Here is a 12,857-nt window from a genome sequence, read left to right as displayed (position 1 = left end):
CCATCGCCAAGCGGCGCCACGGCGCTCAATGCACCGCCGCGGGACGCGCGTGTTTGCCCGCATCGACCGCGCGCGTGGGCGTATCCACCGGACAGCCGTAAGGCAAGGGCTTGCCTGCCCTGTAGTCGGCGATGCAGGTGGCCACGTCCGGCGCCTTGGGCTTGGGCGCGTTCTTGATCAACGCTGCCGGCGCCATGTCCAAGCGCTCGTCGCCATCGGTGGGTGGTGGCGGCGGCGGTGGATCGGCGCCGCCGCAACCGCCGCGGAGCGCTGCAAAGGAGATGGCGCAACGGATGCGCACGCCCAGCGGCAACTGAATGGTCTTGGACACGGTGGTTTTCTCCACCGCCCTCTGCAACACATCGTCGATGCCGTCGCCGCCTTTGCGCCAATACGGATCGAGCTTGGTCGGCTTGTATTGGACCGGATCCTGGTCGCGCATGATCTGCGTATCGCCCTGCGGCGCGCGTTGCACATAGTCGGGCGCAGGCGCCGCGGGCGCGCTGGATGCGTTGGCCGGCAGGATGATCCGCCCGGTGCGGTCGAACAGTTTCGTCGGCGCGGACGTGGCGGGCGCGGGCAGCGCTACCGACGCGGGGGCTGGCACCGTCGCCGGCATATGCACGGTCATCGCGTTCTTCGTCACCGGCTCGCGCGAAGGACTCGGCAGTGGCGGCACGACCAGCGGCGGCGGCGCGGCGACGCCCTTGGACGAGGCATGAAAGATCAGGCGTACCTGCATGGCGCTCTGCGCCTGCGCCGACGCCGCGCCGCGCTGATGCGCCGAGGGCTTCATCTCGTGCCATAGCACCACGACAAACACGACATGCAGCGCCAGCGCGACCGCCAGCGCCATCCACAGACGGCGGTGATCGGGCGGCGATTTGCGCCAGCGCAGCTGATGCAGCATGGCGCGGGTGGGCCCATCGAGCGGGGCCAGGCCGCGTTCCTTGTCAGGGGGCGGCGAAAACCAGCGGTGATGCTCGGTGTGGGGCACGCGTTCGATAAGCCGTCCTCATTCGGTGGCCGGGCCACGGCATGCAGGCAGCGCGGCAGATGGGATGCCTCATGGACCTTTGACAGGCCCGGCGGTTCCGCCCGCTCACACCGCGTTAACGTCTTCGCACTGCAACTTGACCATTCCCGGCAATCAGAGAAGGCTAGTTGCGCGGCCCAGCGCCGCCTTCCGCCATGACCGCCCCCCTGCGTCCCGCACGCGAAGGACGACCATGACGGCCCGCCACCAGCGCGGCCGCATGCGTCTTGGCCGCGCCTCATCAGAGGAGGGTCGCATCGTGTCCTACAACACGGAAAATATCCGCAACATCGCCCTCGCCGGCCATGCCGGCGTCGGCAAGACCACGCTGTTCGAAGCCCTGCTGCAAGCCGGCGGGGTGATCCAGACCACCGGATCGGTCGAGCGCGGCACCACCCAGTCAGATACCGACGCGCAGGAAAAGGCGCGCGGCCATTCCATCGACAGTTGCATCGCCGGCATCGACCGCGGCAACTGCCACATCAACGCGATCGACACCGCCGGCTACCCGGATTTTCGCGGCTGCACGCTTTCTGCGTTCGCCGCGGTGGAAACCGTCGCGGTGGTGGTCAACGCCGCCAACGGCGTGGAGCACGGCACGCGCCGCATCATGGAGCACGCACGCGAGCGCGGCCTGGCACGCCTGCTGGTGGTCAACAAGATCGACAACGAAGGCGTGGACCTGGCCGGTCTGGTCGCCATGCTGCGCGAGGAATTCGGCTGCGAATGCCTGCCGGTGAACCTGCCCGCCGACAACGCCGCGCGCGTGCTCGACTGCTTTTTCCATCACGAGGGCACAACCGATTTTTCATCGCTGGCCGACGCGCACCAGCATATCCTTGACCAGGTGGTGGAGATCAACGAAGCCACCATGGGCGCGTACCTGGATGCCGGCGAAGAAGCGTTGACGCCGCAGCAACTGCACGACGCGTTCGAGCAATGCCTGCGCGAAGGCCATCTGGTACCGATCTGCTTCGTCAGCGCGCGCACCGGTGCGGGCGTGCAGGAACTCCTGGACATCGCCGAGCGCCTGCTGCCCAACCCTGGCGAAGCCAATCCGCCGCCGTTCCGCAATACCGAGAAGATGCACATTTCCGTCGATCCCAATCCCGCCTCGCACGTGATCGCCGATGTGTTCAAGGTGATCAACGATCCGTTCGTGGGCAAGCTGAGCGTGTTCCGCGTGTGGCAGGGCACGATCCGCCGCGACAGCCAGCTATACGTGGACGACAGCCGCAAGGCGTTCAAGGTCGGGCATCTGTTCCGCCTCAACGGCAAGACGTATACGGAAATCGACCAGGCCATTCCCGGCGACATCGCCGCGGTGGCCAAGGTGGAGGAAATTCATTTCGACGCCGTGCTGCACGATTCGCACGACGAAGGCAGCATCCATCTCGAACCGCTGCATTTTCCGCAGCCGATGTTCGGGCTCGCGCTGGAACCCAAGCACAAGGGACAGGAGCAGAAACTATCGCAGGCCCTCTCGCGCCTGACCGAGGAAGATCCGTGCTTTCGCATGGAACACCACAAAGAACTCAATGAAACGGTGGTGCGCGGGCTATCGGATCTGCATGTGAAGATCATGCTTGAACGCATGAAGGACCGCTACGGCGTGGAAGTGATCACGCATCCGCCGCGCATCGCCTATCGCGAAACCATTGCCGGTTCCGCCGAAGGGCACCACCGCCACAAAAAGCAAACCGGCGGCGCGGGCCAGTTCGGCGAGGTGTTTCTGCGCGTGGATCCGCTTGAACGCGGCGCCGGCTTCGAATTCATCGACGCCGTGAAGGGCGGCGTGATCCCCAACCAGTTTTTGCCCGCGATCGAAAAAGGCGTGCGCCAGGCCATGGAAATGGGCGCGGTGGCCGGCTATCCGCTGCAGGATCTGCGCGTGACCGTGTATGACGGCAAATACCATCCGGTCGATTCCAAGGAAGTGGCCTTTGTCAGTGCCGGCAAGAAAGCCTTCCTCGACGCGATCAACAAGGCACGGCCGATCGTGCTGGAACCGATCGTCGACGTGGAAGTGTCGATTCCGGAAGTGAGCGTGGGCGACGTCACCGGCGGCCTTGCCGGCAAGCGTGCGCGCATCATGGGCACCGACGCGCGGCGCGGCGGCGAGCTGGTGATCAAGGCGCAGGCCCCGCTGGCCGAACTCACCGACTATCCCACCGAACTGAAAGCCATGACCGGCGGCCGCGGCCGCTACAGCCTGGACTTAAGTCACTACGAACCCGTTCCACCTCCGGTCCAGCGGAAACTGAGCGAACAGTGGAAGCCTAAGCTCGACGAAGACTGACATGCCGCCCGCCCTGCCTGACGGTCGGGTGGCAACGCAACCGCCTGGCCGCAACTTCTTGTGCCGATCGACGCCCGCGTAACCGGCGATGCCATCGCCACGCGACGCTTTACTCATCATCAACCACACACATACGGAGGGCCGCATGAGTCGCGCCTTCGTCAAAGACGACCATGATGGCGATGCCACCGAAGCCTTGCCCGAACTACCGCTGAGCGATCATCCCAACTACGCCACGCCGCATGGCGCGGCCATGCTGCGCCAGCGCCTGGCCACGGCGCTGGCGCGCCGCGATGCGCTCAAGGACGAAACCACGCTTGACCAGCAACGGGAACTGGCCGCGCTGGAACGGCAACTGCGCTGGTTGACCGCGCGCGCGGCCAGCGTGATCGAGATGGATCCGAGCAAACAGCCGCACGATCGCGTGGCTTTTGGCGCCATTGTCACCGTGGACAGTCCCGAGGGCGAACGGCGCTGGCAGATCGTGGGCGAAGACGAAGCCGATGCCGAGCACGGCCTGGTCAGTTATGTGTCGCCGCTGGCGCAGGCGCTGCTCGGCGCGCGCGTAGGCGATGAGGTGCGCTGGGCGCGCCCGGCCGGCGACATGACTATCGAGGTGCTGCGCATCGATTACGCGTGACGCGCTTTCGTCGCTCGCGTAGGCGCGCTGCGAAGCGACGCTGGCGTCACGCTCCGCACGATCGAACCAAAGCGGTCAAACCAAAGCGGCACTCAAGCCGCCAGCGCCCGGATGAACGCCGTGCCGATGGAACGTGATCAGCGCTTGGGCTTGAGCAACGTGCCTGTGCATTTGGGCGAGCCGCACAGGCAAACCCACAGCTTCTTAAGACGGGCGGTGTGCGGCACTTCCAGCACGATGCCATAGTCGTAGGTAAGCTCCTCGCCCGGCTTGATGTTGCGCCTGGCTTGGATCAGCACCCGGTCCTTGCGCGGGTCGCCCGCTTCGTTTTCCTCCACCAGCGCCTCGCAGTTGGGGTTGCAGCTGTGATTGATCCAGCGTGCGATGTTGCCCTTGCGGTTGGCGTCGATGATGTAGTCATCGTTCAAGGTGAACAGGAACGTGTGCCCGGTTTCGCCGCCGTCGCCATACATGTCGTCGGCTTCGTCGTGGGTCATCAAAGTACCCTTGTATTCGATGATTTCCTCACCCTTCTTGATGGGAGCGACAGCGAATACGCCATTGCCATGGATGGGAGAGCGGCGAGCAACGATGCGACGGGTCATGGATGTTTGCGACATGAGTGACGTAACCGCTAATGATGCCCGTTCCGCATGACGATGGGAACCGCGATGGCATCGAAGGCGCAAAGCGTTTCGTGCGCGCACGCTATTTTGCTCTTGGCCCCTCCTTCTGTTTGCAGGGGGAGGCTGGGAGAGGGTGGCGCTCTTGCTTCACATGACGGGCTTCACCCCACCCCAACCCTCCCCTGCTGCACGCAGGGGAGGGGGCAGGTTGCGGCGAGATGAAACGCTGCGCCTTTGATTTGCGCCCGCACTGGTATAACTCTTTCTGTTTCAAACGTTTCGCGTGCTGCGCGGCCGCGTTCCACTGACATCATTCCCTGATATATTCAAACAATCGTTTGAGGTGACTCCATGAAACGACTACTCCACGGACTGGCCCTCGTCGTACTGGCTGGCGTTCTGGCTGCCTGCGGACCGCAGCGCCAGAGCGTGTTTCCGCCCACCATCTCCATCCAGCAGATGAAAGTGATGCAAGACGGCACCTGGCGGCTCACCTTGCGTATCCAGAACAACAGCTACACCGGCATGGACTTCCAGACGATCGAAGGCCAGTTGCAGGTCGCGCAGGGCATTCCCGTGCGCGTGCACGCCAAGTTCGACCTGGACATCCCCTCCTTTGCCGGCGACGTGCTGCAGATCGACATCTTGCCCACCACCGCCATGAGCCAGGCCCTGCAGGCGATCGCCGGCAAGGGCAGCGCCGGCTCCCTGGCTTACGCGGTCAACGGCACCGTGCACGGCACGCCCAATCTCGAAGACCACCCGGACAACAAGAATCCGCGTGACTTCCCGTTCCGCAGCAACGATTTCCTCTCGCCGGTCCCCGGTATCGCCAACACCTACCGCTGACCGCTCCACCGCACACGTCCCACGAAGGATCCACGCCATGACGCTTTACAAGGCCCCTCTCGACGACCAGCGCTTCGCACTCTTCGACGTGCTCGGCGCCGAAGCTGTTCTCACCACGTTGCAGGGCGGCGAGGGGCATACCCGCGACCTGCTCGACGCCGTGCTCGAGGAAGCGGGCAAGCTCAGCGAGCAGGTGCTGGCGCCGACCAATGCGCCGGGCGATGAAGAAGGTTGCCATTACGACAAGGCCAACCGCAGCGTCACCACGCCCAAGGGCTTCAAGGAAGCCTTCCGCCAGTTCGCCGACGGCGGCTGGGCGGGACTGACCATGGCCGAGGAGTTCGGCGGCCAGTCGCTGCCCTCGGTGATCGGCGTGGCCACCACGGAACTGTTCCAGTCGGGCAACCTGTCCTGGAGCCTGTATCCGCTGCTTTCCGAAGGCGCCTGCCATGCGCTGGAACTGCACGGCACGGACGAGCAGAAACACGCTTACCTCAAGCCGATCGTGGCTGGCCAGTGGACCGGCACCATGTGCCTGACCGAGCCGCAGGCCGGTTCGGATCTGGGCCTTTTGAAAACGCGTGCGGAGCCGGGCGCCAACGGCAGCTATTGGATCACCGGCACCAAGATCTTCATCAGCGCCGGCGATCACGACCTGGCCGAAAACATCATCCATCTGGTGCTGGCGCGCCTGCCTGACGCACCGGCCGGCAGCCGCGGCATTTCGATGTTCATCGTGCCCAAGTTCAAGCTGAAGGCCGACGGTACGCCGGGTGAGCGCAACAATGTCTACGCCGGCGCCATCGAGCACAAGATGGGCATCCGCGGCTCGGCTACCTGCGTGATGAACTTCGACGAAGCCGAGGGTTACCTGATCGGCCAACCGCACAAAGGCCTGGCGGCGATGTTCACCATGATGAACGCCGCGCGCCTGTCGGTAGGCGTGCAAGGCCTGGCGCTGTCCGAACGCGCCTGGCAGAACAGTCTCCATTACGCGCGAGAACGCCTGCAATCGCGTGCGTTGTCAGGTCCGAAGTTCCCCGACAAGCCCGCCGACAACCTGCTGGTACAACCGGACGTGCGCCGCATGCTGCTGACCCAGCGCGCGTTCGTGGAGGGCTCGCGCGCGCTGCTGCTGTATTCGGCGTTGCAGACCGACATCGAAGCACGCGGCGCGGACCAGGCCACGCGCGAGCACGCCGGCGAACTGCTGGCATTCCTGATTCCGATCGCCAAGGGCGTAGTGACCGAACTGGCGCAGGAGTGCACCAAGGAAGCGCTGCAGATCTACGGCGGTCACGGCTTCATTGTCGAGAACGGCGTGGAGCAGTTCGTGCGCGACGCGCGCATCATCACCTTGTACGAAGGTACCACCGGCATCCAGGCGGCCGACCTGCTCGGGCGCAAGATCCTCCAGCTCAAGGGCGTGGGTTTGCAGCATTTTCTCGCCGAGATCGGCGCGTTCTGCAAGGAGCACGCACAAGACCAGGCGCTGCGTCCGTACATCGCACCGCTGGGCGCGATGGCCAAGGAATGGGGCGAACTTACCCTCAAGCTCGCGCAGCGCATCCAGGGCAACCCGGAAGAGCTGGGTGCCGCCGCCAACGACTATCTCTACTACAGCGGCTACATCACCCTCGCCTATTTCTGGGCGCGCGCGGTGGCCGCGGTGGAAAAGAGCGCGCAGCAGCCCGCATTCAAGCAGGCCAAGCGCGACACGGCGGCGTTCTACTTCGCACGCATCTTGCCGCGCACGCATTTGCACAAAGCGGCAATCGAGGCGGGCGTGGAGACTTTGCCGGCGATTGCCTGACGCGGCGTACTTGCAGCATGCGAAACAAAACGCCCGGTCGATCCGGGCGTTTTGTTCTTTAGCGCACCGCACCATCGCTCCCAGCTGATGCGCGACGTCTTGGCGGAAGCTCTCCACGCCTCTGTGCAGGCCCGACGAACTGCCTTGTGACCTTTCGGCATCACGGCGTGCCCTGGCCGCCCAATGCCGCTACCCTAGGGCCAATCGTGTAAACAGGCCCTAGACCGGCTTATCCAACGGGGAGTTACCATGAAGTTCAGTCGTGCCGCGATCGCGTGGCGCGGGGCCAGGCCCGCGCTCCTGAGTCTGCTGCTTACCTTGAGCGGCGTTGCCATGGCCACGGATGCGCCCGCACAGCAGTACCCCAATTATCCCAGCGAAACACCCGCCACCTTCACGCCGGTCACCAGCAGCTACGACTACGTCGAGCGCGACGTGATGATTCCGATGCGCGACGGCGTGAAGCTGTACACGGTGATCCTGATCCCCAAAGGCGCGCACCACGCGGGCATCGTGATGACGCGCACGCCCTACAGCGCCAAGGAACTCACTCATCACGTGATGAGCGGCCACCTCGGCCCGATGCTGGAAGGCTACGACAACGCCACCGATGTGATCGTCGAGGACGGCTATATCCGCGTGATCCAGGATATCCGCGGCAAATACGGCTCCGAAGGCGACTACGTGATGAACCGGCCGGTGCACGGCCCGCTCAATCCCACCCCGGTCGATGACGCCACCGATACCTACGACACCATCGACTGGCTGGTGAAGAACGTTCCCGAATCGAACGGCAAGGTCGGCACCATCGGCATTTCCTACGATGGCTTCGAACCGCTGATGTCGCTGATCAATCCGCATCCGGCGCTGAAAGTCGCGGTGCCGATGAACCCGATGGTGGACGGCTGGATGGGCGATGACTGGTTCCATCATGGTGCATTTCGCCAGCAGAACATCTCCTACATCTACGAACAGAGCGCCAGCCGCGACAACAGCTACAAGTGGTGGACCAATTATCACGACGAATACGACCTGTTCATGCAGGCCGGCTCGGCCGGCGAACTGGGCCGCCAGTACGGCATGCAGCAGCTTGGTTTCTGGAACAAGATCACTGCGCATCCGGCCTACGATGCATTCTGGAGCGAACAGGCGGTCGACAAGGTGCTCGCCGCGCAGCCGCTGAAAGTGCCGGTAATGCTGGTGCACAGCCTGTGGGACCAGGAAGACATCTACGGCGCGCTGGCCGTCTATCGCGCGATCAAGCCCAAAGACAAGAACGGCGACATGGTGAAGCTGGTGATGGGCCCGTGGCATCACGGCCAGGAAATCGAGGAAGGCAGTTCGCTCGGCGCGATCCGCTTCGGCAGCGACACCGCCAAGTACTTCCGCGAACACATCCTGCGGCCGTACCTGGCGCAGTATCTGAAAGACGGTGCGCCCAAGGCCGACATTGCGCCGGTAACCGCGTTCCAGACCGGCACCAATCAGTGGCAGCGCCTGCAGCGTTGGCCGCTGGCCTGCGAAGAAGGCTGCCCGGCAAAAAGCCGGCCGCTGTACCTGCAAGCGGACAACAAGCTTAGCTTCAGCGCGCCCTCCTCCGGTGCGCCTTATGATCAATATGTCTCCGATCCGGCGCATCCTGTACCTTTCCGCGCACGGCCGATCCAGCCGATCGGCTACGACAACGGCCTGACCTGGCCGCAGTGGCTGGTGGATGACCAGCGCGAAGCGTCGGGCCGCACCGACGTGGTCACCTACGTCTCGGACGTGCTGACCGAGCCGCTGACCATCGCCGGCGCGCCCGTCGTGCATCTGGTGGCGTCCACCAGCGGCACCGACAGCGACTGGGTGGTGAAGCTGATCGACGTGTATCCGGACCAGGTCGCCGAACAGCCGGAAATGGGCGGCTACCAACTGGCGGTGTCGATGGATATTTTTCGCGGCCGCTACCGCGAAGGCTTCGACAATCCCAAGCCCCTGGCCGCCAACAAGGCGCTCGCGTATCGCTTCGACCTGCCGGCGGCGAACCATGTGTTCCTGCCCGGCCATCGCGTGATGGTGCAGGTGCAATCGAGCTGGTTCCCGCTATACGACCGCAATCCGCAGACCTTCGTACCGAATATTTTCTGGGCCAAGGCCAGCGATTATCAGAAAGCGACGCAGCGCATCTATCACGCACCGGGACAGGCGAGCTACATCGACTTGCCGGTGATCGAAAACTGACGCGTCATCGTTCCTTTGCGCCCTCCTCGCGAGGGCGCAAACCTCGTGCGAGCATCCCGAGGGACTTCCACTCGCGCCCCGCTTGGGTGTAGAACCGATGCCATCCGTTCTCTATCGATCGGCCGAGGCATGAGCGAGAACCGTTTTCTCATTCGCCTTGCCGAGGATGACGATGATTTCATTCTCGGCCTGGTCCCACGTTTCGTGGACTTTTCCCTGCCGTCATGGCGCAAGCGGCACGAATGCATCGAGGGTATCCGCAAGGATCTCAGTCGCCACCTCGATGAGCAGCCCATCAACAGCTACGTGTTCGTGGCCGAAAATGGCGACCGCGAACGCGTCGGCTTCATCCATCTGCAAAAAACGCAGGATTTCTTCAACGGGCGACCGAACTGCCACATTTCCGATCTGGCCGTCGCGCCGCGCCACGAGCACCAGGGCGTGGGCAAGGCATTGATCGAGCACGCGGAAAACTGGGCGCGCGAGCACCAATGCCACTTGGTGACGCTGGCGGTGTTTCCCGGCAACGAACGCGCCCGCGCGATCTACGAAGCGGCCGGCTACCACATCGACCTCGTGCGCATGGCCAAACCCACTCACTGACGGCATTGGCGCCCGCGCGCCGGTCGGACATGCCTTCTGTCACTGTTGCCGGTGCCGCGGATGCGATGTGCTGGCGGCTCGGGTATCGATGGGGCAGGCCATGCAAGGGGAAGGTTCGGGGTTTTCCATGACGCGCCGCGATCTGTTGCGCATGATCGGCGTCAGCGCGGGCACCGCGGCGATGTATCAGGCGATGAGCACCCTTGGCCTGGCCGCCGAATCGCCGTATAGGGGCACGCCCCTGCTGCACGGCGCGCCGCGCGGCACTTCGGTGCTGATCCTGGGCGCGGGACTTGCCGGCATGGTCGCCGCGTATGAATTGCGCCAGGCCGGCTATACGGTGCAGGTGCTGGAATACAACGCGCGCCCGGGCGGCCGCAACTGGACGATCCGCGGTGGCGACCGCTACACCGAACTGGGCGGCGACACCCAGCATTGCCGGTTCGATCATGGGCAATACATCAATCCCGGTCCCTGGCGCATTCCCTATCACCATCGCGGCCTGCTCGATTACTGCAAAAAACTGGGCGTGCCGCTGGAACCGTTCGTGCAGGTCAATCACAACGCGTACCTGCACAACAGCCACGCCTTCGGCGGCAAGCCGCAACGCTATCGCAGCATCAACGCCGATTACCGCGGTCACATCGCCGAACTGCTCGCCAAAGTCACGCAGCAAGGCAAACTCGATGCACCGGTCGGCAAGGACGATCAGGCGACACTGCTCGATTCGCTGCGCCAGTGGGGTGCGCTGGACAAGAACTACGCCTACGTCCGTGGACCTTCCGCCAGCAATCGCCGCGGTTACGACAAACCGCCCGGCGGCGGCCTGTCCGCCAAGCCGGTGGATTCGCAACCGCTGCAACTGCACGACGTACTCGATTCCCATCTTTGGCGTGGCCTCACCGACAGCGAAATGTTCGAATTCCAGCCCGTGATGTTCCAGCCCATCGGGGGCATGGGCCGCATCGGCGAAGCCTTCGGCCACGCACTGGATGGGTTGATCCGCTACAACGCCAAGGTCACCGCCATCCATCAGGACGAACGCGGCGTCACGGCCACCTATGAAGACGCACGCCATCCCGGCCGTGCGCGCACCGCGCACGGCGACTGGTGCATCTGCACGATTCCGCTTTCCATTCTCAGCCAGATCCCGATGAACGTCAGCGCCGCCATGACCGAGGCGATCGGCGCGATTCCGTATGCGGCGACGGTGAAGATCGGCCTGCAATTCAAGCGCCGTTTCTGGGAGGAAGACGAGGACATCTATGGCGGCATCACGTCCACGGATTTGCCGATCAACAACATCAGCTATCCCAGCAGCGACTTCAACAGCGGCGGCAAGGGCGTGCTGCTGGGCGGTTACCTATGGGGACTGAACGCCTACCAGTTCACGGCCATGACGCCCGCCGAACGCGTGCGCAGGGCGGTGCAATACGGCAGCCAGATCCATCCGCAATACGCCTCGGAATTCGAAAACGGCGTGGCCGTAGCCTGGCATCGCGTGCCGTTTACGCTGGGCTGCTTTGCGGCCTGGTCGGATGAGGCGCGCAACAAGCACTATGAAAACCTTTGCCAGATCGACGGCCGCATCGCGCTGGCGGGCGAGCATGCCTCCTACTTGCCGGCCTGGCAGGAAGGCGCCGTGACGTCCGCGCTGGACGTCATCGGCCGCATTCACCAGCGCGTGGTCGGGGGTGCGGCATGAAGCGCGCCATGCTTGGCCTGCTCTGCGCGGCATCGCTCATGGCTTGCATGACATCGATCCATGCACAGACATCCGACAACGCGCTCTATACGCCCGACACGTTGCACAGCGCCAACGGCGAGGCGATCTTCCACGCCATCTGCCAGGGTTGCCACATGCCCGATGCGAAGGGCGCGGTCGGCGCCGGCCGGTATCCGCCCTTGACCGGCAATCCGCACCTGGCTTCGGCACAGTACATGGCGGCGACGATCCTGTTCGGCCGGCACGACATGCCTTCGTTCAAGACCTCGGCAGAACCCCACCATGGTTTCTTCGGCAACACCGAACTCAGCGACGCGCAGATCGCGCAAGTCATCCATTACATCCGCACACATTTTGGCAACCACTACCTCGACAGCATCACCGCCGATGAAGTGACCGCGATGCATCCGCAGGACAAACCGTCGCCACCCAAGCCGTGATCGGCATGGCGTGAAACAACCGGCGCGCGATCAAAAGCTGCGCCCGTCGATCTGCACGCGTTTAAGTCCACTGACATCCACGCCTTCCAGGCAGCGCACGTTGATCGATGCCATGGCCTTGCCGCCGGGCCCGGTACCGAAGCTCAACGGCGCGCATCCGCATTGCGGGCAAAAGTGGTGATGAATGGCGTGCTTGTTGAAGGTGTATTGGGCCATGTTGGATTCGGGCGTCTTCAACACCACCTGCTCGCGCGGCACGAACCACATCAGGAAGCCCTTGCGGCTGCAGTGCGAGCAATTGCACTCCATCGCCTGCGTCAGCTCCCCTTCGACCTCGAACGCGATGCGTCCGCAATGACAGCTGCCTTCGTAGCGCATAAGCGGCTCCCGGCTGGTGAGGTACCGCCCATAGTAAGCCTGTCGCGCTGCGGCGTAATCGCACAATAAAAAGCCGCCCGAGGGCGGCTCAGACTGCTGACAAACCCCAACCATCGCGTTGGGGTTTGTCGTTTAATGGGCCATGCTGAAGATACCGACGCCGGCCCAACAGCATCTGGAGATGGTGACACTCGAGATGCTGGTTCCCCAGGACCACCTGTTGC

11 protein-coding genes are annotated in these 12,857 nt (G+C 63.8%); 8 read left to right on the top strand and 3 right to left on the bottom strand.

Going from position 1 to position 12,857, the window contains the following annotated elements:
- Positions 1–25 precede the first annotated feature (25 nt).
- The gene (locus VME63_RS15205) at positions 26–997 is read right to left on the bottom strand and encodes a hypothetical protein (protein WP_325434198.1); all 972 of its coding nucleotides are present in this window, start codon (positions 995–997) and stop codon (positions 26–28) included.
- Between the two features lie 298 nt (positions 998–1,295).
- Between VME63_RS15205 and fusA the strand changes: the two genes are divergently transcribed.
- The gene (fusA, locus tag VME63_RS15200; protein ID WP_325434197.1) at positions 1,296–3,335 is read left to right on the top strand and encodes an elongation factor G; all 2,040 of its coding nucleotides are present in this window, start codon (positions 1,296–1,298) and stop codon (positions 3,333–3,335) included.
- 145 nt (positions 3,336–3,480) lie between these two features.
- Positions 3,481–3,975 carry a GreA/GreB family elongation factor gene (locus VME63_RS15195; protein ID WP_325434196.1) on the top strand — a complete coding sequence of 165 codons (495 nt, stop codon included), beginning with the start codon at positions 3,481–3,483 and terminating at the stop codon, positions 3,973–3,975.
- Positions 3,976–4,112: 137 nt separating this feature from the next.
- On the opposite strand, the gene VME63_RS15190 is transcribed toward VME63_RS15195, so the two are convergent.
- Positions 4,113–4,580, bottom strand: coding sequence for an SET domain-containing protein (locus VME63_RS15190; RefSeq protein WP_325434195.1), 468 nt, complete (start codon positions 4,578–4,580; stop codon positions 4,113–4,115).
- Between the two features lie 372 nt (positions 4,581–4,952).
- Here VME63_RS15190 and VME63_RS15185 point away from each other — a divergent pair, with 372 nt between their 5' ends.
- The 6 genes from VME63_RS15185 (at position 4,953) to VME63_RS15160 (ending at position 12,255) form a co-directional block, all read left to right on the top strand.
- Positions 4,953–5,450 carry a hypothetical protein gene (locus VME63_RS15185; protein ID WP_325434194.1) on the top strand — a complete coding sequence of 166 codons (498 nt, stop codon included), beginning with the start codon at positions 4,953–4,955 and terminating at the stop codon, positions 5,448–5,450.
- A gap of 37 nt (positions 5,451–5,487) precedes the next feature.
- Positions 5,488–7,263 carry an acyl-CoA dehydrogenase C-terminal domain-containing protein gene (locus tag VME63_RS15180; protein WP_325434193.1) on the top strand — a complete coding sequence of 592 codons (1,776 nt, stop codon included), beginning with the start codon at positions 5,488–5,490 and terminating at the stop codon, positions 7,261–7,263.
- A gap of 249 nt (positions 7,264–7,512) precedes the next feature.
- The gene (locus VME63_RS15175; RefSeq protein WP_325434192.1) at positions 7,513–9,486 is read left to right on the top strand and encodes a CocE/NonD family hydrolase; all 1,974 of its coding nucleotides are present in this window, start codon (positions 7,513–7,515) and stop codon (positions 9,484–9,486) included.
- Between the two features lie 129 nt (positions 9,487–9,615).
- Positions 9,616–10,089: a GNAT family N-acetyltransferase gene (locus VME63_RS15170; protein ID WP_325434191.1), complete on the top strand. Its 474-nt coding sequence runs from the start codon at positions 9,616–9,618 to the stop codon at positions 10,087–10,089.
- A 100-nt stretch (positions 10,090–10,189) separates the two neighbouring features.
- Positions 10,190–11,794, top strand: coding sequence for a flavin monoamine oxidase family protein (locus tag VME63_RS15165; RefSeq protein ID WP_325434190.1), 1,605 nt, complete (start codon positions 10,190–10,192; stop codon positions 11,792–11,794).
- Positions 11,791–12,255 (top strand): cytochrome c, encoded by a 465-nt coding sequence (locus VME63_RS15160; RefSeq protein ID WP_325434189.1) that lies wholly within the window; start codon positions 11,791–11,793, stop codon positions 12,253–12,255. Before VME63_RS15165 ends, VME63_RS15160 begins: the two co-directional genes overlap by 4 nt.
- Before the next feature lie 30 nt (positions 12,256–12,285).
- Here VME63_RS15160 and VME63_RS15155 read toward each other — a convergent pair whose 3' ends face one another.
- Positions 12,286–12,633, bottom strand: a complete 348-nt coding sequence (locus VME63_RS15155; RefSeq protein ID WP_325434188.1) for a GFA family protein — start codon at positions 12,631–12,633, stop codon at positions 12,286–12,288.
- Positions 12,634–12,857: the final 224 nt, after the last annotated feature.

Source organism: Dyella sp. (genome assembly GCF_035503745.1).
Classification (GTDB): domain Bacteria; phylum Pseudomonadota; class Gammaproteobacteria; order Xanthomonadales; family Rhodanobacteraceae; genus Dyella_B.
This window is presented reverse-complemented; position numbering and strand designations above follow the sequence as displayed.